Here is a 20925-nt window from a genome sequence, read left to right as displayed (position 1 = left end):
CCGCCGTGACCGAGTCGAAAGTGCCCTCCATCGTCATCGCCACCCGTGAGAGCCGTTTGGCTCTGTGGCAGGCTGAACACGTTAAATCTTTGCTGGAAGCCAGAGGCTGCAAGGTCCGGCTTTTGGGCATGACGACACAAGGCGATCAGATTCTGGACCGCAGCCTGAGCAAGGTGGGTGGCAAGGGCCTGTTCGTGAAAGAACTTGAAGTCGCCTTGCAAGAAGGCCACGCCGACATTGCGGTGCATTCGCTCAAGGATGTGCCCATGGACATGCCGGAGGGCTTTGAGTTGGCTTGCGTGATGGAACGCGAAGACCCTCGCGACGCCTGGGTGTCGCCGCAATACGCTCGCCTGGAAGACTTGCCGCAAGGCGCGGTGGTAGGCACCTCCAGCCTTCGCCGCACCGTGTTGTTGCGTGCCTTGCGGCCCGATTTGAAGATCGAGCCCCTGCGTGGCAACCTGGACACCCGCTTGCGCAAGCTCGATGAAGGGCAGTACGCGGGCATCGTGCTGGCCGCTGCAGGCCTCAAACGCCTGGGTTTGACCGAGCGCATTCGCCACATTTTTGAAACCGACCAGATGCTGCCCGCTGCAGGGCAGGGCGCGTTGGGCATCGAAATTCGCAGTGACCGCGACGACTTGCGCGCCTTGTTGGCGCCGCTGGCCGATGCGCCCTCATGGCGCCGCGTGGCGGCTGAGCGCGCCGTGAGCCGTGCCATGGGTGGCAGCTGCTCCATGCCTTTGGCTGCACACGCCATCATCGAGGGGGGCGTTCTCAAGCTGCAAGCGGCTTGGGGCGATCCAGAAGGCGCCACCACTTTGGTCACAGCCGATGCCCATGCCAGCGCTGATGGCCTGCAAGCCGCAGAGGCCTTGGGGCTGAGTGTGGCGCAGGCCCTGCGTGACGGCGGAGCGCATTGAGCTCACAAGCTGATATGACGGGTGCGCCCGAATTGCCCTTCCCGCGGGTGATCGTGACCCGGCCCGAGCGCGAGGCCATGGCTTGGGCACAGGGTTTGCGGGCGCTGGGCGTGCACAGCGAAGCTTTACCCTTGATCGAGATTGCAGCGCTGCCTGAGATTTCCGGGTTGACACAAGCCTGGCAGGTGGTTCCCCATCACTTGGCTGTGATGTTTGTCAGTGCCAATGCGGTGCGTTTTTTCATGGCGGCGCGGCCTGAGGGCTTAGCTGTGCCAAGTTGCCGGGCCTGGTCCACAGGGCCCGGCACCCAAGCGGCTTTGCTGGCTGCTGGCTGGCCTGCAGCGCTGATCGACTCACCTGATGAAAAGTCTGCACAGTTTGACTCTGAAGCCTTGTGGGTTGTGGTGGCTGGGCAGGTGCAGGCTGCTGTGGCTGCGGCTGCGCATGCCAAGCCCTCGGTCCTGATTGTTCGCGGTGCGGATGCACACGGTCAGTTGGCCGGGCGAGATTGGCTGGCCCAACAGCTTGAAAGCGAAGGTCTACAAGTCTTTCAGGTGGTGGCCTATGTGCGTCAGGCCCCCGAATTGACATCTGAGCAATGCCGCCGTGCGCGCCAGGCCATGACCGATGGCAGCCGGTGGTTGTTCAGCAGCTCCGAGGCGGCTCAGCTTCTGCTGCAGACTTGTCCGGACTTGCCTTTGGGTCAGGCTTGGGCGCTGGCCACGCACCCTCGAATTGCCCAGCGGCTGCGGGCATCCGGATGGGGGAGGGTTGACAATGTTCCTGCCGGACTGCAAGCACAAGCGGAGTCTATAAAATCGCTGGCATGACTTCCACACCTGAAACTGCTTCATCCTCTGCAAAGCCCGTGGCTTCGGCACCCGTGCCGGTTCGGCGTGCATGGACCCGGTGGCTTGCGATCGGTGTGGCAGGCCTGGCGTTGCTGGTGTCTGTTTTGCTGTGGCAAAAGCTGTCGCGCATTCAAGAGCAACTGGCTCGGCAAAGCGCGGATACCGGGCAGCAATCACTGGAGGCCAAAGCATGGGCCAAACAGGCTCAGGAGACAGTGAAAGACAGTGCCGCACGGCTGGCACTGGTCGAGGCCCGCCTGGGTGAAGTGGCCCTGCAGCGTGGACAGCTTGAAGAGTTGATGCAAAGTCTGTCGCGGTCACGCGATGAAAATTTGGTGGTGGACATTGAATCGGCTTTGCGCATGGCCCAGCAGCAAGCTCAGTTGACAGGCAGTATCGAGCCCTTGCTGGCCACGCTCAAGTCGGCGCAGATGAGGGTGCAGCGTGCCGCACAACCGCGTCTGGCCCCGGTGCTCCGGGCACTCGAAAAAGATCTGGATCGTCTCAAAACAGCCAATGTATTTGATTTGCCGGGCTTGTTGATCAAGTTGGACGAAGGCGTGGCTTTGGTGGATGGCTTGGTGCTGGCCAATCAGGAGTTACCGACAGCGGCCATGAGCCGGACTTTGGCCGAAGCGGGCAGTTCCCCACCGCCGCCATCGTGGTGGATGGCTGGCTTGAACCAGTTTGCAGACCAGATCAAGGGATTGGTGCGTGTCAGCCGAATCGAATCGCCCGAAGCGGCCCTGTTGTCGCCAGACCAGGGGTTTTTCCTGCGCGAAAACATCAAGCTCAAATTGCTCAATGCCCGTCTGGGTTTGTTGGCTCGGCAAAAAGACGCGGCCCGCGCAGACTTGGCTTCTGCTGCCGTCATCGTTCGCCGCTATGCCGATGGATCTTCTCGCAAAACAACTCAAATGCTTCAGTTGCTTGAGCAATCCGGTATGCAACTGAAAGCCAGCGATATCCCACCCCTGGAAGGGTCTTTTACAGCGTTGGCGACAGCTGCTGCAGGAAGGTGAGCGGGTATGCGCGCAGCTCTTTGGCTCATCAGTTTGTTTGCACTGGCCGCTGCAGCGGCATGGCTCGCTGGGCACAACCAGGGCACCGTGACTTTGTTTTTGGCGCCCTACCGGGTCGATTTTTCGCTCAATCTGGTGTTGTTGGTGTTGAGCCTTGTGGTGCTGGTGGTGGTGTTGGCACAGCAGGCTTTGTCGGCTTTGTTGTCTTTGCCCAAGCAGGCCAAGCGCTGGCGCCTTCAGCAAAAAGAACGGGCGGCCCATGCCGCGATGCTCGATTCGATCAGCCAGTTCATGGCCGGGCGTTTTTTGCGGGCTCGCAAGTCGGCGCAATCAGCCCTTGAAAAAGAAACCCTCTTGAGGGATGCCGGCCTCCTGCTTGACCATTCAGTCTCTTTGCGCACGGTAGCGCACATCATGGTGGCTGAGTCGGCGCACGCCTTGCAAGACCGTGAGTTGCGACAAACCCATTGGCAAGAGGCCATGCAGTCTGCCAAAGAGGGGCAGTCTTCTGAGCGCCAGACATTGACCGAGGGCGCCCAGCTTCGAGCAGCCCGTTGGTTGCTCGATGACCGGGATGCCGCAGGAAGCTTGGGTTTGTTGCAGACGTTGGCTCCAGCTTCGTCGCGTCGCATGGTGGCCATGCGGCTTCAACTCAAAGCGGCCAGGTTGGCGGGTCAACCTGCAAAGGCTCTCGATACGGCGCTTTTGCTGGCCAAGCACCGTGCGTTCAAGCCAGCCACGGCCAACAGCCTGGTGCGCAGTCTGATTCTGGAATGGTTGATGCATACACACGATGCCGATGCTGTTCAGCGTTTGTGGCTGAGTCTGACCCCCACCCAACGCAACATGCCCGACCTTGCTGCAGAGGCCGCTTTGCGTCTTGTGGCTTTGGGGGGAAGCAGTGCGGTGGCCAGGCCGTGGTTACAGCCTTTGTGGGCCGCTTTGCAGTCGCCGCAGCAGTCGAATTGGACTTCTGATCAGTTGACTCGCATGGTGCAAGCCATGGAGGCCAGTGTGGCAGATGTTCATGCTGCCGATGCCCGGCAATGGCTGGCTCGAATAGAAACCGCTCAGCAAGCACAACCTCAAGATGCGCGTTGGCAGTATCTGGCGGGCATGGTGTGCTTGCGCCACCAGTTGTGGGGCAAGGCGCAGAGCCTGCTGACCCAAGCGGTCAAGGGTTTGCAGGCCCCTGCACTGAAGCGGCAGGCTTGGTGTGCTTTGGCCGAATTGGCTGAGCAAAGGCAAGAGCCCGCCGTGGCTGCGCAAGCCTGGAAACAGGCCGCTTTGGTCAATCAGAGCTGATGCCTTGATGCCCCTTGGGGCTGATCCGGATGGCCCCGCATGGCCTCCTGAGTTGAAGGGTGCTGTCGAACAACAAGCACAGAGCGGACAAACCGATGCGCGCCAGGCCTGCCCGGTTCATTGGGCATGCTTACCCCTGTAGCCCCTTAGCCCCTGACGCAACTGATCGGATGTGCCAAAAAAAACCGGGCGCTGGGCCCGGTTTTTCATCAGCGCGCAGCGCTGGACTTGGAAATCAGAACGGCAAGTTCATGTCTTTCAAGTCTTTGCGTGTTTCCACCAAAACCAGGGGACCTTCATTCAGGGTCACAGCGGGTGGACGCTCGCGCGGCACACGAGCCGGTTTGATTTCGGCCGCAATGCCAGCTTGAACGGCAGCCACCTTGGCAACATCCGAATTCACCCAAACCAGACCGGAGCCTTGCGCCACCTGTTCCAGATTGTCGATTTGCAGTGTGTAGCTGGCCACGGATGGCAGGTCTGCGCGTGTGGCCACTGCAGGCGCTGCTGGTGTCACCGCCGCCGCAGGCGCGGCTAGAGCAGCAGGTGCCGACACAGGGGTAGGTTCAGGGGCGGATGATGGTGCAGATGCTGCAACAGGTACTGAAGCAGGTGCTGAAACAGGTGCGTCTGGTCGTTCAATGGGCGCCTGCTCGGCTGCAGGTGCAACCGACGTTGGCTGGGCACGCTCAAAGTATGAGCGTGATGCAGGGCGGTCTTCGCCTGTGGATTCAGCGACAGGCGCAGAGAACGCACTGTCATCTGCCTCGCCCAGGGTCACTTCGCCAGGGTTTTCCTGGCGTCCTTCGCTTGGGCGGTCCCGGCGGTCACGCCCGTAGCGATCGCGCGATCGGCGATCACGGCGCTCGCCCGTGTTTTCGCTTGACGCACCACCTTCAGAGGGCAGATTGGCTTGTTGACCTTCGGTGGCCATGACTTCGGATTCGGGGCTGAGTGCATCGCTGGGGGCTGTGTCACCCTGGCGGCGCTCGCCACCACGATCGCCGCGTTCACGTCGGCCTTCGACACCGCGTTCGCCGCGCTCTCGGCGACCGTCACCGCGGCCTTCGCCACGACCATCGCGACGGCCTTCGCGTGCAGGACGCTCCGCGCGTTCTCCCCGCTCATCACGTTCACCGCGTGCGGGGCGGACTTCGCCTTCACGCAGTTCGTTGCGGCCTTCACGACCTTCAACACGGCCTTCACGACCCTCGCCACGGCCTTCGCCGCGACGACCGCCTTCGCGAGGTGCGCGGACTTCACCGGTTGCACCTTCGCTGCGCTCGCCACGCCGACCATCACGGCCGCCTCGGCGACCGTCACGGCGTTCGCCATCGCGGCCCTCCGTGCGTCCCTCTGAACGGCGATCGCCATTTCGGCCTTCGCGGGATTTCTCATCCTTCTTGTCAACAGGTGCTGGCGCTGTTTCAGGGGCACTGCCACCGAACAGGTTTTTCAGCCATCCGAAGAAACCGGCTTCGGCTGCTGGAGCGGCGACAGTCGCAGGTGCAGCAACTGCTTTGTTGGGGGCAGGCTTGGCCGTTGCAGCCACCGCTTCGGGTTTGACCGGTGCAACAGGGGCTGGGGCGTCAGGCAAAACCCCTTTGATGACAGGCGTTTGCTTGTTGGTCGGCTCTTGCGAACGGCGGGTCACCGTGGTGGCATCTTCGATTTCTTCGGCCATTTTGTAGCTGACTTCGATACGGTCCAGGCGCGGATCGTCGTGCTTGAGGCGTTCGAGTTTGTAATGCGGTGTTTCCAGTGACTTGTTGGGCACCAGCAGCACATTGATCCGTTGCTGCAATTCGATCTTGGCGATCTCGGAGCGCTTTTCGTTGAGCAGAAAGGAAGCCACTTCCACCGGCACCTGGGCGTGCACAGCGGCGCTGTTGTCCTTCATGGACTCTTCCTGGATGATGCGCAGGATCTGCAGTGCCGAGCTTTCGGTGTCGCGGATGTGGCCTGCACCGCCGCATCGTGGGCAGGGGATGGACGCACCTTCACTCAAAGCGGGCTTCAAGCGCTGGCGGCTCATTTCCATGAGGCCGAACTTGCTGATGGTGCCGAACTGCACGCGTGCGCGGTCCTGGCGCAGCGCGTCGCGCAGGCGGTTTTCCACTTCGCGGCGGTTCTTGCTCTCTTCCATGTCGATGAAGTCGATCACGATCAGGCCACCCAAATCGCGCAGACGCATCTGGCGAGCCACTTCATCAGCGGCCTCCAGGTTGGTGCGGGTGGCGGTTTCTTCGATGTCACCGCCCTTGATGGCTCGGGCCGAGTTGACGTCCACTGAAACCAGGGCTTCTGTGTGGTCGATCACGATGGCGCCGCCTGAGGGCAGTTGCACGGTACGGGCGTAGGCCGATTCGATCTGGTGCTCAATCTGGAAGCGGCTGAACAGGGGTGCGTCGTCGCGGTAGCGCTTCACGCGGTTCGCAAACTCAGGCATGACATGGCTCATGAACTGCTGAGCCTGGTCGTAGATGTCATCGGTGTCGATCAGGATGTCGCCGATGTCGTTGTTGAAGTAATCACGTATGGCACGGATCACCAGGCTCGATTCCTGGTAAATCAGGAAGGCGCCTTTGCCACCTTTGGATGCGCCATCGATGGCGGTCCACAGTTTGAGCAGGTAGTTCAGGTCCCACTGCAACTCGGGGGCTGAGCGGCCGATGCCAGCAGTGCGGGCAATGATGGACATGCCTTTGGGGTATTCCAGCTGGTCCATGGCTTCTTTGAGCTCGGCCCGGTCATCGCCCTCGATGCGTCGGCTGACGCCGCCACCGCGGGGGTTGTTGGGCATGAGCACCACATAACGGCCAGCCAGACTGACAAATGTGGTCAGGGCTGCGCCTTTGTTGCCACGCTCTTCTTTTTCGACCTGCACCAGAAGGGATTGGCCCTCCTTGATGACGTCCTGAATGCGTGCTTGGCTGACCGAGACGCCTTCGGCAAAGTACTGGCGTGAGATTTCCTTGAACGGCAAGAAGCCGTGTCGGTCTTCGCCATAGTCCACAAAGCAGGCTTCGAGCGAAGGCTCTACACGGGTCACCACCGCTTGGTAGATGTTGCCCTTGCGCTGTTCGCGCCCTTCAATTTCGATTTCGTAGTCGAGGAGTTTTTGTCCATCGACGATGGCCAGGCGGCGCTCTTCAGCTTGCGTGGCGTTGATCAGCATCCGTTTCATGATGCGTTCCTTTTCTTGTCAGCTTTGGCCCCAGTGCAGAAAAATGTCTGCGGGCTGAGACCTGTTTACACAACCGGCTTGGGGATTCCTGGGAATCTCAAAGCCTACGTTGCCGGGGCTGACACCTGAAACGAAGGGAATTGCCGAAGTTGATCGCCATTCAGCTGCGCGTGAGCACAGGAATGGGGATCGTGGCGCGTGGATGGGGCGAGTGAAAAGGTGTGCAAAGATTTATCCACTGCCGGGGGCTTCCCCCGGTGTCCAGGACAAATTGCCGGGCACAAGGCGTGACTGTGAAGCATGGCTTCGTGAGCCACTCCAACCACATCAGCAAAGTTCCGAACAACACAACCATCTCGCTTTGATCCGTCCAACAGCCTGAAGGGCTGCTGGACTTGGGGTATTCCGTATCTGTGTTTCTGGGCATCGGCCCAACCTCGGGGCGATTGACCACTGTTGGCGTTGGCCTTCAGTCTGCAAATCCTGCCGGGGGTGGCATCGATCATCTGGTTTGGCGCGGTGGTGGTGGACTAAACTCCAGCTTTATCGGAATTCATTTCCATTTGAATCAACCACTTACAGCCAATTGCCAGTGAATCACATTATAGGGGCTAAGTCCGCCATTGCGACGCCCGCCGTCAAATGGTTGTTGGTGGACGAAGAGTCAGCCGGGCAGCGTTTGGACAACTTTTTGATGCGCCACCTCAAGGGCGTACCCAAAACCCACATTTACCGCATCATCCGCAGCGGTGAAGTTCGCATCAACAAAGGCCGTGCTGCGGCCGATACCCGGATTGAATCCGGTGACGAGGTGCGTTTGCCGCCCGTGCGCATTTCGGACAAAGTGGCCGAAAAAGCCGAACGGCCAGCCCCGGGACGCGAATTTCCCTTGCTTTTTGAAGACGACAGCTTGCTGGCCATCGACAAGCCAGCAGGCGTGGCGGTGCATGGTGGCTCGGGGGTGAGCTTTGGCGTGATCGAGCAATTGCGGCAGGCCCGCCCTCAAGCCAAGCTGCTGGAGTTGGTGCATCGCTTGGACCGGGATACCAGCGGCATTTTGCTGGTGGCCAAAAAGCGCAGCGCCTTGAGGCACCTGCAAGACCAATTCCGTGAGCGTGAGACAGGTAAAACCTATTTGGCGTTGGTCAAGGGCGATTGGCCGGCCAAGCTCAAAGTGATTGACCAGCCGTTGCTCAAATTTTTGCTGCAGGGCCAGGATGGCGCAGAGGGTGAGCGGCGCGTTCGTGTGACCACGCCCGAAGACCCCGATGGCATGCGATCCGTTACCTTGGTCAAGGTGTCCAGGCGATTGCCAGGAGCTACTTTGCTGGAGGTGACCATCAAAACCGGGCGCACCCACCAGATCAGGGTGCACCTGGCCTCACAAGGCCACCCAATTGCAGGCGACGACAAATATGGCGATTTCGAATGGAACCGCCAGCTTCAAAGGCCGGGGAGCAGCCCGGGCCTGAAGCGCATGTTTTTGCATGCCTGGCGATTGCAGTTCAACCACCCCGTGACAGCGGAGCGCGTTTCGCTGCAAACCGATTTACCCCCCGAATTGAAAGCCTATGTTGACCATGCCAGCCACTCTGAATGAATTCCGGCCCCGCCAGTTTGACCTGATCGCCTTCGATTGGGATGGCACCTTGTTCGATTCCACCGCCCTCATCACCCGCTGTATTCAGCGCGCGGTGGTGGATGTGGGTGGGGCAGAGCCCACTCGCGAGGCAGCCTCCTATGTGATTGGTCTGGCCCTCATGCCTGCGCTGGCGCATGCGGCGCCCGATGTGCCTGTCGACAAATACCCGGCTTTGGGTGAGCGCTACCGTCACCATTACATACAGCACCAACACGACATCTGCCTGTTTGATGGCGTGCTGGAGTTGCTGGACGACTTGAAAGCCCGGCACCACTGGGTGACGGTGGCCACGGGCAAAAGCCGACAAGGCTTGAACGAGTCCTTGCAGGCGGTGGAGTTGCGCCACCGTTTTGACGGCTCAAGAACGGCCGATGAAACGGCAGGCAAGCCCCATCCGCTGATGCTGCACGAGCTGATGCGTGAGTTTGGGGTTGAACCCGAGCGCACCTTGATGATTGGCGACACCACGCATGATTTACAAATGGCCCTGAACGCCGGTTGTGCCAGCGTGGGTGTGAGCTATGGGGCGCACGAGCCCGAGGCTTTTCATGCCCTGAACCCTCGCCATGTGGCGCACAGCGTGCGTGATTTGCACTACTGGTTGCTGCTCAACGCTTGAACAGGAGTGGTCATGGATCCGATGGTCCCTTTGTGCAACAGCGCTGATTTGGCCCAAGGAGGCCGTGCTGTGCCTTTTGACATTGTGTATGCCGGTCAGACTTGCCGTGCGTTTGCCATCCGTTACGAAGGCCAGGTGTACGCCTATCTGAACCGCTGCACCCATGTGGCCATGGAAATGGACTACCAGCCAGACCGCTTTTTTGACGACACTGGACGCTGGCTGATGTGTGCCACACACGGCGCCACTTACCAACCAGACACGGGGGCGTGCTCTGGTGGACTCTGCCGTGGCGGCCTTGTGAAAATAGACCTTTCAGAGCGGGACGGCGTGGTTCACTGGCATACTGCCTACAACTTAAAGCCCCTTGAATTTTGACCATGCAAGACCCCCAGGACAACACGTCCGCCTCGGCCCCCCCAGAACCCGTGAAAGCTGCCCTCCCCCTAGACGAAGGCTGGGCGCGCCAAACACTGGAGCAGTTGGCCTTTGCCAGCTTGAAAGAGCAGAAAGTGGCCAGGCGCTGGAAAGTGGGCTTGCGTTCTGCTTGGCTGCTGTTTTTGGCGGTGGTGTTTTGGCAGGCATTCAGCTATAAATCCCCCACCAGTCATCCCAGCTTGCCGCACACGGCGATGGTGTCTATCGTGGGCGAAATCGGCTCGGAGACCGAAGCCAGCGCTGAAAATGTGATGTCGGCGATGCGCCTTGCCTTGGAAGACTCAGGCTCGCAGGCCTTGGTGTTGCTGATCAACTCTCCTGGCGGCAGTCCGGTACAGGCAGGCCTGATCAACGACGAGATCGTCCGTTTGCGTGCTTTGCACAACAAGCCGATTTACGCCGTGGTGGAGGAGTCGTGTGCTTCGGCCGCTTATTACATCGCGGCAGCCACTGACCGCATTTATGTAGACAAGGCCAGCATTGTGGGCAGTATTGGTGTCTTGATGGATGGCTTTGGATTCACCGGACTCATGGACAAGCTGGGGGTGGAGCGGCGTTTGATGACGGCGGGTGTCAACAAAGGTTTTCTGGACCCCTTCAGCCCGCAAACTGAGCCGCAACGTAAACACGCCCAAGCCATGCTCGACCAAATCCACACCCAGTTCATCCAAGTGGTCAAGAAAGGCCGTGGTGATCGGCTCAAGGAAAGTCCTGATACCTTCAGCGGCTTATTTTGGAGTGGCCAGCAAGCGGTTGACATGGGCTTGGCCGACAGCCTGGGTAGCCTCGATGGCGTGGCCCGTGAAGTGGTGAAAGCCCCCGATGTGGTGGACTACACGCAACGCGAAAACGTGGCAGAACGCCTGGTCAAACGATTTGGCGCTGCCATGGGTGAAGGCACGTTGCGTGCCCTGCGAACAAGCACGGGCTTGCGCTGAACCTCAAGGCCCGATGGCATAGACCGCAGGCGTGTGACCATCAGGGCCTTTCAGGCCCTTTTTCCATTGCGCCACGCTGTGACTCTGGATGCTCGCCGAAGGCAGTGTCAGGCCGCTGGAAATGGCCAAACGGGTGTGGGCCTGCAAGCTTTGCAGCAGTCCCGACAACATGGCTGCGTTGCGGTAAGGCGTCTCTATCCAGAGCTGTGTTTGCCCGGTTTTATGGGCCAGAGATTCCAGTTGCTTGAGCCTGGTGGCACGTTCTGCGGCGTCTTGCGGCAAGTAGCCTACAAATGCGAAGTTTTGGCCATTCAGCCCACTGCCGGCCAAAGCCAGTAACAAAGACACCGGGCCGACCAGCGGCACCACCTTCAAGCCCAGATCGTGCGCAGCACGCACCACCGAACTGCCAGGATCGGCCACAGCAGGCATGCCGGCTTCGCTGATCAGGCCTACGTCATAGCCTTGCAAAGCCGCCGTCAGCAGCGGTTTGGCGTCAAAGCCGGATTGGTGGTCGCCTTTCTTGTGCACGTGGCGAGGCAACTCGGTGATGCTTTGCTCGGGCAGGGGGGCGATCAGGGGGTGGGTTTCTCCAACGCGCTTCAAAAATGCCCGGGTGGTTTTGGCGTTTTCACACACCCAATGCTGGATATTGGCAGCCGTGGCCAGTGTGGCTTCAGGCAGAACATGTGTGATGGGTGCTTGCTCAACGCAGCCAAAGTCCAACGGCGTGGGCACCAGATACAGGCAGCCCTTGGTGTTTTGGTGGGCGTTCACAGCAGCTTGACCCCAGCTAGGCGCAACAGCCGGGCGGTGCGGATGAGGGGCAGCCCCACCAGCGCAGTCGGGTCATCGTTGTCAATGGACTCCAGCAAGGCAATGCCAAGGCCCTCACTTTTGGCGCTGCCAGCGCAGTCATAGGGCTTTTCGGCTTGTAAATAAGCTTCGATTTCGTCGTCGCTCAAGTCGCGGAAAACCACCCGCACCTCTGCCAGATCAACTTGTTTAAAGCCCGTTGCCAAGCACACCACGGCCAGCGCAGTCTGAAAAATCACCGTTTGACCACGCATTTGGCGCAATTGCTGTACAGCCCGTGCGTGCTCACCCGGCTTGCCCAGGGGCTGTCCCGCCAGATCGGCCACCTGGTCCGAGCCGATGACCACCGCTTCCGGATGCAAGGCGGCGACGGCCTGGGCTTTGGCCAATGCGAGTCGCAAGGCTAAGTTCTTCGGGGTTTCGCCCGCCTGCGGGGTTTCGTCCACGTTGGGTGCGGTGACACTGAAAGGGATGCGCAGGCGCGCCAACAATTCGCGCCGATAGCGTGATGTAGAGCCCAGTACGACTTGGCGGACGTTGCTGGGTGTGGAGGAGAAATTCGGTGTCAAAGTGCAAACCCAAGGTGAAATTCGGACAGGTGATTCTCTTACACTGCAGCCATGGAAAAAAAAATGGACCCCCGGCACCTGGATGTGGTGTCTTTTGCCCGTGATGCCATCGGCCTGAAGGGCGAGGGCAATCTGGCCGATTGGCCGCGATTGGCAGAAGAACAATTCGGCAGCGCTCTGTCTCCTGGCCTTTTGCTTTGGCAATTGCAGGGCCGAATGGTTCCGCAACCGGGGGGCACTGACGAGATTTGGCTGGACTTGAAGGCTTCGGTGCGTTTGCCGATGCAATGCCAACGATGCCTGTCGCCTGTTTTGGATGTGGTGGCGGCTGAGCGTTCTTTGCGTTTTGTAGCCGATGAGGCCACGGCGGCGGCGCTTGACGATGAGTCCGAAGATGATATTTTGGCCATCAGCCGTGATTTTGACGCACTGGCCTTGATCGAGGATGAGCTGATTTTGTCATTGCCCTTGGTCCCTTTGCACGAGGTTTGCCCCGAAACAGTGCCTATGTCCGCAGTCGATCCCGAGTTTGACGCGGCATCCGAACGCCCCAATCCGTTTGGCGTATTGGCTGGCCTCAAAACAGGCCCTCCCAAGTAAGCGCGAAACTAAACCCTGAGGGGCTGGCTTGTCTTAGGCTATAATTTGCGGCTTCGCTCAGTTGATTTGGGCGACACTCTCATCAACCAGACGCTGCGCTACAGGCGCGGCCTCCAAGCTTCCAAGGAGCCACCATGGCTGTTCAGCAAAACAAAAAGTCGCCATCCAAGCGCGGTATGCACCGTTCACACAACGCCCTGAACGTGCCAGGCATCGCTGTGGAGCCAACAACAGGTGAAATCCATTTGCGCCATCACATCAGCCCCAACGGCTTTTACCGTGGCCGTCAAGTGCTGAAAAACAAGTCCGAAGCCTGATCGGCTTCAGCCTATAAGCCTGAATGGGCCCGGCGCTACTGTGTCAGTAGCCTCGGGCTTTTGTTTTTATGGCTTTGATTTCTTCACGATTTTTGATCTCTAGGATCTCATGACCTCGCCCACTCCGATCACCCTGGCTGTCGATTGCATGGGCGGCGACCATGGTCCCCGAGTCACCCTGGCGGCTTGCAGCCGCTTCTTGTCAAGCCACCCTGATGCCCGTTTGGTGCTGGTCGGGCGTCCTGAGGCCTTAGCCGGTTTTGATGATTTTCGTGCCACGGTGGTTGCCGCGACCGAAGTGGTCGAAATGGACGATTCGCTGGAGGTGGCCTTGCGCAAGAAGAAAGACTCTTCCATGCGGGTGGCCATAGAGCAAGTGCGTGATGGCAAGGCGTCAGTTGCCATCTCTGCCGGAAACACGGGCGCCTTGATGGCGATTGCCCGCTATGTGCTCAAAACCATGGATGGCATCGATCGCCCGGCCATTGCCGGTCAAATGCCCAACTTCAAAGGCGGCGGCACCACCATGCTGGATTTGGGTGCCAATGTGGATTGCACGCCAGAGCATTTGTTGCAGTTCGCAGTCATGGGCTCAGCCTTGGTTTCTGTCTTGCAGAACAAGGAGCAGCCCACTGTTGGTCTGCTCAATATTGGCGAAGAGGCCATAAAAGGCAATGAAATCATCAAAAAATCCGGTGAATTGTTGCGATTTGCTGCTAACTCCGGGGATTTGAATTTTTATGGCAATGTCGAAGGGAATGACATTTTCAAGGGAACAGTCGACATCGTGGTCTGCGATGGCTTTGTTGGCAATGTGGCCCTGAAGGCCAGTGAGGGCCTGGCCACCATGGTGAGCAGCTTTCTCAAGGCTGAGTTCTCTCGCAACATCTTCACTAAAATGGCCGCCATTTTGGCTTATCCGGTCCTAACAGCTTTTAAAAACCGTGTAGACCACCGCCGCTACAACGGCGCTGCCTTGTTGGGTCTGCGGGGGCTGGTGTTCAAAAGCCATGGTTCTGCCGACGAGCTGGCATTTGAAAATGCCTTGATCCGCGCTTATGATGCATCTCGAAACCAATTGCTTGAGCGCGTTCGTGAACGCATCGCCCATGCTGGCCCGTTGTTGGCAGGGGCTCAGGCTGAGCGGTCAGAACCAGCGGTCACATCTGTATGAGAATTTACTCCCGCATCTTGGGCACTGGCAGTTACTTGCCGGCAAAACGCATGACCAACGCCGATCTGGCTGCCGAGTTGGCGCAGCAAGGTGTTGAAACTTCGGACAACTGGATCGTGGAGCGAACCGGTATCCGCGCCCGACACTTTGCCGCCGATGAGCAAGGCTGCAGCGATCTGGCCACAGAAGCCTCTCGCAGGGCATTGGATGCCGCTGGCTTGGCTGCACAGGACATTGACCTGATCATCGTGGGCACTTCGACACCAGACATGGTTTTCCCCTCGGTTGCAACCATGGTTCAGCACAAGCTGGGCGCTGCAGGTTGCCCGGCGTTTGACGTGCAGGCGGTTTGCAGTGGCTTCATTTACGCGCTGACGATCGCAGATGCCATGATCCAAACCGGTTCGTCCAAGCGGGCGCTGGTCATTGGCGCAGAAGTGTTCAGTCGCATTCTGGACTTCAAGGACCGCACCACCTGTGTCTTGTTTGGTGATGGCGCAGGCGCCGTTGTCCTGGAGGCCTCGGACACGCCCGGCATTTTGGCCACTGATTTGCATGCCGATGGCAAATACAAAGATATTTTGTGTGTACCTGGTCATGTGAACCGTGGCGGTATTCTGGGCGACCCGGTTCTCAAAATGGATGGGCAGGCCGTTTTCAAACTGGCTGTGGGTGTGCTCGAAGAAACCGCTCGAGCCAGTTTGGCCAAGGCGAATTTGACCGATGCCGACATCGATTGGCTGATCCCGCATCAGGCCAACATCCGCATCATGCAAAGCACCGCCAAAAAGCTCAAGATGCCCGCCGACAAAGTGGTGGTCACCGTGGATCAGCACGGCAATACCTCGGCCGCCTCGATCCCTTTGGCGTTGGACACTGCCGTTCGCGATGGGCGAATTCAGCGGGGACAGACGCTCATGCTCGAAGGTGTGGGCGGCGGCTTCACTTGGGGCTCCGTGCTGCTGCGCTATTGATGGGACCTTCGCAGGTCAGCGGCATTGCGCCATGCTGATCCGATTTCAGATTCATTCAGACCGCATATGACCAACTTTGCATTTGTTTTTCCTGGACAAGGCTCCCAATCGGTGGGCATGCTCGACGCTTGGGGGGATCACCCGGTGGTGCTCGAAACCCTCAAAGAAGCCTCTGACGCCCTGGGTGAAGATGTCGCCAAACTCATTCATGATGGTCCCAAAGAAGCCTTGGCCATGACCACCAACACCCAACCCGTGATGTTGGTGTCGGCGGTTGCTGCATACCGGGCCTGGCTGGCCGAAGGGGGTACCAAGCCCTCGGTGGTGGCTGGCCATTCATTGGGCGAATACAGTGCCTTGGTCGCTTCGGGGGTGCTCACTTTGACGCAAGCTGCCCCGCTGGTGCGCTTGCGGGCCACAGCCATGCAAGAAGCTGTCCCTGTGGGCGTGGGTGCCATGGCGGCCATCTTGGGTCTGGAATCCGCCAAAGTAATTGCGGGTTGCCAGGAGGCGCAAGCCAGCTTTGCCCTCGGCAGCCCAGAGGTGGTCGAGGCCGTGAACTTCAACGATGCTGCCCAAACCGTGATTGCCGGCAGCAAAGCTGCAGTCGACAAAGCCTGTGAAGTGCTCAAGGCCATGGGCGCCAAACGTGCGCTGATCTTGCCTGTGTCGGCCCCCTTTCACTCGAGCCTGATGAAGCCTGCGGCTGAAAAATTGCGGGAAAAGCTGGCCACACTGAGCCTGGCCGCGCCGCAAATTCCGGTGCTCAACAACGTCGATGTAGCCGTCGAATCCGATCCGGTTCGCATCTGTGATGCGCTTTACCGCCAGGCTTTTGGTCCGGTGCGTTGGGTCGAATGCGTGCAGGCCATCAAGGCCCGTGGCGTGACCGTTTTGGTGGAATGCGGCCCCGGCAAGGTGTTGGCGGGTATGACCAAGCGCATTGACGCCGAATTGAACGGTGTGGCCTTGTACGACCCCACCACCCTGGCTGAAGTGAAAGGATTGTTGGCATGAGCGAAGTTCAAACCCCCCAAGCAAAACAAGTGGCGCTGGTGACCGGCGCGTCCCGCGGCATCGGCGCGGCCATTGCGCTGCATCTGGCCAAAGCCGGCTATGTGGTCATTGGTACCGCCACCAGTGAAGAAGGCGCCGCCAAAATCAGCCAGGTTTTGTCTGATTTTCCTGGCAGCCGCGGCGCGAATCTGAATGTCAACGATGCCGCCGCAGGCGAATCCCTGATCGATGCCATCGTCAAGGAACACGGCGGTCTGCAGGTGCTGGTCAACAACGCCGGCATCACCCGCGACACGCTGGCCATGCGCATGAAAGACGACGACTGGGATGCAGTGCTCGACACCAACCTCAAGGCGGTGTTTCGCATGAGCCGTGCTGTGATCCGCCCCATGATGAAGCAGCGCTATGGTCGCATCATCAGCATCACCAGCGTGGTGGGTGCCTCGGGCAACCCCGGGCAGGCCAACTATGCTGCAGCCAAGGCGGGCGTGGCGGGCATGACCCGTGCACTGGCCCGCGAGCTGGGAAGCCGAAATATCACGGTCAACTGCGTGGCCCCCGGTTTCATTGAAACCGACATGACTGCCAGCTTGCCCGAAGAGCAGAAAAAAGCCTTGTTGGGCCAGATTCCACTGGGGCATCTGGGCAAACCCGACGACATCGCCCATGCGGTGGCCTATCTGGCCGGAACGCATGCGGGCTATGTCACGGGACAAGAATTGCATGTCAATGGTGGCATGTTCATGGCCTGATTTCCGGAACAGCCTTCCGGACAGGTAAAATCTTCATTTTTCACAACCCTCAGAGGGACCCCATGAGCGATATCGAAGCACGTGTCAAAAAAATCATTGCCGAACAACTCGGCGTTGAAGAGTCACAAGTTACCAACGAAAAAGCCTTTGTGGCCGATCTGGGTGCCGACTCTCTCGACACGGTGGAACTGGTGATGGCACTCGAAGACGAGTTCGGCATCGAGATTCCTGACGAAGACGCAGAAAAAATCACCACGGTGCAAGCTGCGATCGACTACGCCCAAAGCAAGAAGGCCTGATAGACGATGACCCGGCGCCGCGTTGTAGTCACGGGTTTGGGATGCGTCAGCCCCGTAGGCAATACGGTGACCGATGCATGGACGAACCTGCTTGCCGGTCAGTCCGGCATTGGTCCTATCACCCGTTTTGACGCTTCGGCCATGTCTTGCCGATTCGTGGGTGAAGTCAAGAACTTTGACCTCGAGTCCTATATCTCCGCCAAAGAGGCCAGGGCTATGGACCGTTTCATCCATTTCGGTATCGCTGCCGCAGCTCAGGCCATCCAGGATTCTGGGCTGCCAACAGGCGATGCATTGGATGAAGAAGAAGCTTGTCGCATTGGCGTGGTGATCGGTTCAGGCATTGGCGGTTTGCCAATGATCGAAGACACCCATGCCGAATACATCGCCCGTGGTGCCCGGCGAATTTCCCCATTTTTTGTACCGGCCTCGATCATCAACATGATCTCTGGCCATGTGTCGATGCGCAGTGGTTTCAAAGGCCCTAATCTGGCTGTTGTAACTGCTTGCACCACAGGTTTGCACTCCATAGGCGAAGCCGGTCGTTTGATCGAATACGGCGATGCGGACGTGATGGTCGCTGGAGGCTCTGAAGCCTGTGTGTCACCGCTGGGTGTCGGCGGCTTTGCGGCCATGCGCGCCTTGTCTACCCGCAACGATGACCCTGCAGCTGCCTCCCGCCCCTGGGACAAAGACCGTGATGGCTTTGTGCTGGGAGAAGGTGCAGGTGTAATGGTCCTTGAAGAGTATGAGCACGCCAAAGCCCGGGGTGCCAAGATTTATGCCGAACTTTCAGGCTACGGCATGAGCGCTGACGCAGGGCACATGACAGCACCCAGCATGGACGGCCCACGCCGGGCCATGGTCAACGCCATGCGCAATGCCGGTGTCAATGCCGACCAGATCGATTACCTGAACGCGCACGGCACCTCCACGCCATTGGGGGACATCAACGAAACCAATGCCATCAAGGCGGCTTTGGGCGCGCATGCGTACAAAACCGTGGTGAGTTCCACCAAATCCATGACAGGTCACCTGTTGGGTGGTGCGGGAGGCATTGAGAGTGTGTTCACTGTGCTGGCGCTGCATTTGCAAAAAGTTCCACCCACCATCAACCTGACCAATCCTGACCCAGAGTGTGATCTGGACTACTGTGCCAACACGGCACGCGACATGAAAATTGACGTAGCCCTGAAAAACAATTTTGGTTTTGGTGGCACCAACGGTTCGCTGGTGTTTAAACGCATCTGACGCGAGTTATTGCCATGTACAACGCCCCACCTGCGGCTTTCCCGGTGGGGCGTTTTGTTTGGGGCCGTGCTGCCTTGATGGGCGTGGCCTTGCTTTCGGCGCTGGGGCTTGTTGGTTGGCAAGTGTCTGGGCAGGCAAGGTTTGCCATGGTGGGCTCAGCTTGGTTCTTTTGGGCCTTTTGCGTGCTTGGCGCTGTAGTTTGGGTGCCTCGGCAGGCCATGCAAGGTGGACGTTTTTTCTGGAGCGGCGAGGCCTGGCGCTGGTTGGCAGATGAGGGTAAAAACAAGGACGAAGAACTTCGCATTGAAGTGACGGTGGGTTTGGACTTGGGTTCCAGGCTTTTGCTATTTGTCAGGATGCTGGACGAGCAAGAGCAGCGTTGCGGATTGCTGGCCTTTGTCTGGTTGGAGGAAGTGACGATGCCCTCAAAGTGGCATGGTTTTAGATGCGCTGTAAATTCGCCTGCGAAGACAAGCCACAACACGGCCGAGCCTTTGGCAGAGCGTGCTTGAGGTGGCTTGAACTGACTGGATTAGCCCGTATTTGATGCAAACAATTTAAGTTCGGGACGTAACCCCATAAGGAGCTTTTGTGCAGAAAAAAAGTTGGATGAAAACGGCCGCTACGGCCACACTCTTCAGTGTCCTGGCGGCGGGAATTGCATGGACGCCATCAGCTGCTGTGATGGCACAAACCCCCAACACGGTCGTGCGCAGTCTGCCTGACTTCACGGACCTGGTGGAGCAGGTGGGCCCCTCGGTGGTCAACATCAGGACCCTTGAAAAAGTGCGTCCCAGCGCACCGGGCGCCGCCACACCGGACGAGGAAATGCAAGAGCTTTTCAGGCGGTTTTTTGGCGTGCCCATACCCAACGCGCCCAGACAAGCACCACGCCAAAACAAACCTCAAGAAGAAGCGCAGCCACGGGGTGTGGGCTCTGGCTTCATTTTGAGTGCTGACGGCTTCATCATGACCAACGCCCATGTGGTGGAAGGTGCCGATGAAGTCATGGTGACCCTGACCGACAAACGCGAATTCAAGGCGCGCATCGTGGGTGCCGACAAACGCACCGATGTGGCTGTTGTCAAAATTCAGGCGACTGGCCTGCCTGCCGTCAAGGTGGGCGATGTGGGCCGTTTGCGCGTGGGTGAATGGGTGATGGCGATTGGGTCGCCTTTTGGCCTGGAGAGCACGGTCACGGCTGGCATTGTGAGCGCCAAGCAGCGAGACACTGGCGATTATTTGTCATTCATTCAAACCGATGTGGCGATCAACCCTGGCAACTCCGGTGGGCCGTTGATCAATATGCGCGGTGAGGTGGTGGGCATCAACAGCCAAATCTATTCCCGTTCAGGCGGGTTCATGGGCATCTCGTTTGCCATTCCCATGGACGAAGCCATGCGCGTCAGTGAGCAACTGCGCGCTAGTGGCCGCGTCAGCCGCGGGCGCATTGGCGTCCAGATTGCACCCGTGACAAAAGACGTGGCGGAGTCAATCGGTCTGGGCAAGGCGCAGGGGGTGTTGGTGCGGGGCGTCGAAGAAGGCTCGCCCGCTGACAAGGCCGGCATTGAGGCCGGTGACATCATTACGCGCTTTGACGGCAAGCCCATCGACAAGCCTGCTGACTTGCCCCGTGCGGTGGGAAACACCAAACCAGGCAGCAAAGTGGGCATCACGGTTTTTCGCCGTGGCGCCAATAAAGACTTGAACATCACAGTGGCCGAGATTGAGGCCGAGAAAGTTGCTGCTGCAGCCCCCGCCCCAGAGAAAACCGCGCCCGCTGCCATTGGGCAGCACTGGGGTTTGAGCGTCAGCGATTTGACCGATGCCCAAAAGAAGGAACTTCGCGTGCGCGGTGGTGTGCGGGTGGATGCGGCAACTGATGCCGCTGCCAGGGCGGGTATACGCGAAGGTGATTTGATCTTGGCGGTTGCCAATTCGGAAGTCACATCACTCAAAGACTTTGAGTTGGCCATGTCCCGTGTTGATAAAAATCGACCGACCAGTGTCCTGATTCGCAGAGGTGACGGGGCGCAGTATGTGCTGATCAGACCGACCAAATAAACCGCTGGACTTGTCAAGAGTCCACAGTTTTTGAAGGTCATTGGCTGCATATTCAGGCCTTTCGGGGCCTGGTTTCGAACAGTTTTTGATTTCTGGAAAAGATTTTTAAAGTTTGTGCCAACTAACTTAACTGAGCTGCCATGATGAATTTGGATAAAATCTGGCGT

General features: G+C 58.8%; 21 protein-coding genes. 18 read left to right on the top strand and 3 right to left on the bottom strand.

Features of this window, described 5'->3' with window-relative positions:
- Positions 1-5: 5 nt before the first annotated feature.
- Genes hemC through B9Z45_RS11360 form a run of 4 tightly spaced genes read left to right on the top strand, consistent with a single transcriptional unit; the run spans position 6 to position 4101 of the window.
- Positions 6-923 (top strand): hydroxymethylbilane synthase, encoded by a 918-nt coding sequence (gene hemC / locus B9Z45_RS11375; protein WP_108407339.1) that lies wholly within the window; start codon positions 6-8, stop codon positions 921-923.
- Positions 920-1753 (top strand): uroporphyrinogen-III synthase, encoded by an 834-nt coding sequence (locus B9Z45_RS11370; RefSeq protein WP_233252178.1) that lies wholly within the window; start codon positions 920-922, stop codon positions 1751-1753. Before hemC ends, B9Z45_RS11370 begins: the two co-directional genes overlap by 4 nt.
- Positions 1750-2796 carry a uroporphyrinogen-III C-methyltransferase gene (locus B9Z45_RS11365; protein ID WP_108407337.1) on the top strand — a complete coding sequence of 349 codons (1047 nt, stop codon included), beginning with the start codon at positions 1750-1752 and terminating at the stop codon, positions 2794-2796. The genes B9Z45_RS11370 and B9Z45_RS11365 overlap by 4 nt, the downstream gene beginning before the upstream one ends.
- Before the next feature lie 6 nt (positions 2797-2802).
- On the top strand, positions 2803-4101 hold the full coding sequence (locus B9Z45_RS11360; protein WP_108407336.1) for a heme biosynthesis protein HemY: 1299 nt from the start codon (positions 2803-2805) through the stop codon (positions 4099-4101).
- Positions 4102-4336: 235 nt separating this feature from the next.
- On the opposite strand, the gene B9Z45_RS11355 is transcribed toward B9Z45_RS11360, so the two are convergent.
- Positions 4337-7288, bottom strand: coding sequence for an Rne/Rng family ribonuclease (locus B9Z45_RS11355; RefSeq protein ID WP_108407335.1), 2952 nt, complete (start codon positions 7286-7288; stop codon positions 4337-4339).
- Positions 7289-7880: 592 nt separating this feature from the next.
- On the opposite strand from B9Z45_RS11355, the gene B9Z45_RS11350 reads away from it, so the two are divergent.
- From B9Z45_RS11350 to B9Z45_RS11335, 4 genes are read left to right on the top strand one after another with little or no spacing between them, the layout of a single operon-like run.
- Positions 7881-8888, top strand: a complete 1008-nt coding sequence (locus B9Z45_RS11350) for an RluA family pseudouridine synthase (protein WP_108407334.1) — start codon at positions 7881-7883, stop codon at positions 8886-8888.
- A complete protein-coding gene (locus B9Z45_RS11345) occupies positions 8860-9549 on the top strand; it encodes an HAD family hydrolase (protein ID WP_370445836.1) in 690 nt (229 codons plus the stop codon). Before B9Z45_RS11350 ends, B9Z45_RS11345 begins: the two co-directional genes overlap by 29 nt.
- A gap of 12 nt (positions 9550-9561) precedes the next feature.
- On the top strand, positions 9562-9927 hold the full coding sequence (locus B9Z45_RS11340; RefSeq protein ID WP_108407333.1) for a Rieske 2Fe-2S domain-containing protein: 366 nt from the start codon (positions 9562-9564) through the stop codon (positions 9925-9927).
- A gap of 2 nt (positions 9928-9929) precedes the next feature.
- Positions 9930-10925, top strand: a complete 996-nt coding sequence (locus B9Z45_RS11335; protein WP_108407332.1) for a S49 family peptidase — start codon at positions 9930-9932, stop codon at positions 10923-10925.
- A gap of 3 nt (positions 10926-10928) precedes the next feature.
- Here B9Z45_RS11335 and B9Z45_RS11330 read toward each other — a convergent pair whose 3' ends face one another.
- Together B9Z45_RS11330 and B9Z45_RS11325 are read right to left on the bottom strand one after the other, a co-directional pair.
- Complete coding sequence (locus tag B9Z45_RS11330; RefSeq protein WP_108407331.1) at positions 10929-11702, bottom strand: SAM-dependent methyltransferase; 774 nt, start codon at positions 11700-11702, stop codon at positions 10929-10931.
- Positions 11699-12310, bottom strand: coding sequence for a Maf family nucleotide pyrophosphatase (locus tag B9Z45_RS11325; protein WP_108407330.1), 612 nt, complete (start codon positions 12308-12310; stop codon positions 11699-11701). Before B9Z45_RS11325 ends, B9Z45_RS11330 begins: the two co-directional genes overlap by 4 nt.
- A 51-nt stretch (positions 12311-12361) precedes the next feature.
- On the opposite strand from B9Z45_RS11325, the gene B9Z45_RS11320 reads away from it, so the two are divergent.
- From B9Z45_RS11320 to B9Z45_RS11275, 10 genes are all read left to right on the top strand, one after another.
- Positions 12362-12910 carry a DUF177 domain-containing protein gene (locus B9Z45_RS11320; RefSeq protein ID WP_108407329.1) on the top strand — a complete coding sequence of 183 codons (549 nt, stop codon included), beginning with the start codon at positions 12362-12364 and terminating at the stop codon, positions 12908-12910.
- A 134-nt stretch (positions 12911-13044) separates the two neighbouring features.
- Complete coding sequence (gene rpmF / locus B9Z45_RS11315) at positions 13045-13227, top strand: 50S ribosomal protein L32 (protein WP_019575026.1); 183 nt, start codon at positions 13045-13047, stop codon at positions 13225-13227.
- Positions 13228-13336: 109 nt separating this feature from the next.
- The gene (gene plsX, locus B9Z45_RS11310; protein WP_108407328.1) at positions 13337-14401 is read left to right on the top strand and encodes a phosphate acyltransferase PlsX; all 1065 of its coding nucleotides are present in this window, start codon (positions 13337-13339) and stop codon (positions 14399-14401) included.
- Positions 14398-15375, top strand: a complete 978-nt coding sequence (locus tag B9Z45_RS11305) for a beta-ketoacyl-ACP synthase III (protein ID WP_108407327.1) — start codon at positions 14398-14400, stop codon at positions 15373-15375. Before plsX ends, B9Z45_RS11305 begins: the two co-directional genes overlap by 4 nt.
- Positions 15376-15441: 66 nt before the next feature.
- On the top strand, positions 15442-16392 hold the full coding sequence (fabD, locus tag B9Z45_RS11300) for an ACP S-malonyltransferase (RefSeq protein WP_108407326.1): 951 nt from the start codon (positions 15442-15444) through the stop codon (positions 16390-16392).
- Positions 16389-17144, top strand: coding sequence for a 3-oxoacyl-ACP reductase FabG (gene fabG / locus B9Z45_RS11295; protein WP_108407325.1), 756 nt, complete (start codon positions 16389-16391; stop codon positions 17142-17144). Before fabD ends, fabG begins: the two co-directional genes overlap by 4 nt.
- Positions 17145-17206: 62 nt before the next feature.
- Positions 17207-17443, top strand: coding sequence for an acyl carrier protein (gene acpP / locus B9Z45_RS11290; protein WP_019427049.1), 237 nt, complete (start codon positions 17207-17209; stop codon positions 17441-17443).
- Positions 17444-17449: 6 nt separating this feature from the next.
- Entirely contained in the window at positions 17450-18694 is a 1245-nt protein-coding gene (gene fabF, locus B9Z45_RS11285) for a beta-ketoacyl-ACP synthase II (protein WP_108407324.1), read from the top strand.
- Between the two features lie 14 nt (positions 18695-18708).
- Entirely contained in the window at positions 18709-19206 is a 498-nt protein-coding gene (locus B9Z45_RS11280; protein ID WP_108407323.1) for a hypothetical protein, read from the top strand.
- A gap of 97 nt (positions 19207-19303) precedes the next feature.
- Positions 19304-20758 (top strand): DegQ family serine endoprotease, encoded by a 1455-nt coding sequence (locus B9Z45_RS11275; protein ID WP_108407322.1) that lies wholly within the window; start codon positions 19304-19306, stop codon positions 20756-20758.
- The last annotated feature ends 167 nt before the right edge of the window (positions 20759-20925 follow it).

Origin of the sequence: Limnohabitans sp. 2KL-17 (assembly GCF_003063415.1) — a bacterium.
Classification (GTDB): Bacteria; Pseudomonadota; Gammaproteobacteria; order Burkholderiales; family Burkholderiaceae_C; genus Limnohabitans_A.
The sequence above is the reverse complement of the archived record's forward strand: the minus strand, read 5'-3'. Positions and strand labels throughout refer to the sequence as shown.

Excerpts from the sequence above, each read along its gene's own strand:
- B9Z45_RS11365 (WP_108407337.1), top strand. The coding sequence starts at position 1,750 with ATGACTTCCACACCTGAAACTGCTTCATCCTCTGCAAAGCCCGTGGCT.
- B9Z45_RS11360 (WP_108407336.1), top strand. The coding sequence starts at position 2,803 with ATGCGCGCAGCTCTTTGGCTCATCAGTTTGTTTGCACTGGCCGCTGCA.
- B9Z45_RS11355 (WP_108407335.1), bottom strand. The coding sequence starts at position 7,288 with ATGAAACGGATGCTGATCAACGCCACGCAAGCTGAAGAGCGCCGCCTG.
- B9Z45_RS11345 (WP_370445836.1), top strand. The coding sequence starts at position 8,860 with ATGTTGACCATGCCAGCCACTCTGAATGAATTCCGGCCCCGCCAGTTT.
- B9Z45_RS11340 (WP_108407333.1), top strand. The coding sequence starts at position 9,562 with ATGGATCCGATGGTCCCTTTGTGCAACAGCGCTGATTTGGCCCAAGGA.
- B9Z45_RS11335 (WP_108407332.1), top strand. The coding sequence starts at position 9,930 with ATGCAAGACCCCCAGGACAACACGTCCGCCTCGGCCCCCCCAGAACCC.
- B9Z45_RS11320 (WP_108407329.1), top strand. The coding sequence starts at position 12,362 with ATGGAAAAAAAAATGGACCCCCGGCACCTGGATGTGGTGTCTTTTGCC.
- rpmF (WP_019575026.1), top strand. The coding sequence starts at position 13,045 with ATGGCTGTTCAGCAAAACAAAAAGTCGCCATCCAAGCGCGGTATGCAC.
- plsX (WP_108407328.1), top strand. The coding sequence starts at position 13,337 with ATGACCTCGCCCACTCCGATCACCCTGGCTGTCGATTGCATGGGCGGC.
- B9Z45_RS11305 (WP_108407327.1), top strand. The coding sequence starts at position 14,398 with ATGAGAATTTACTCCCGCATCTTGGGCACTGGCAGTTACTTGCCGGCA.
- fabD (WP_108407326.1), top strand. The coding sequence starts at position 15,442 with ATGACCAACTTTGCATTTGTTTTTCCTGGACAAGGCTCCCAATCGGTG.
- fabG (WP_108407325.1), top strand. The coding sequence starts at position 16,389 with ATGAGCGAAGTTCAAACCCCCCAAGCAAAACAAGTGGCGCTGGTGACC.
- acpP (WP_019427049.1), top strand. The coding sequence starts at position 17,207 with ATGAGCGATATCGAAGCACGTGTCAAAAAAATCATTGCCGAACAACTC.
- fabF (WP_108407324.1), top strand. The coding sequence starts at position 17,450 with ATGACCCGGCGCCGCGTTGTAGTCACGGGTTTGGGATGCGTCAGCCCC.
- B9Z45_RS11280 (WP_108407323.1), top strand. The coding sequence starts at position 18,709 with ATGTACAACGCCCCACCTGCGGCTTTCCCGGTGGGGCGTTTTGTTTGG.
- B9Z45_RS11275 (WP_108407322.1), top strand. The coding sequence starts at position 19,304 with ATGAAAACGGCCGCTACGGCCACACTCTTCAGTGTCCTGGCGGCGGGA.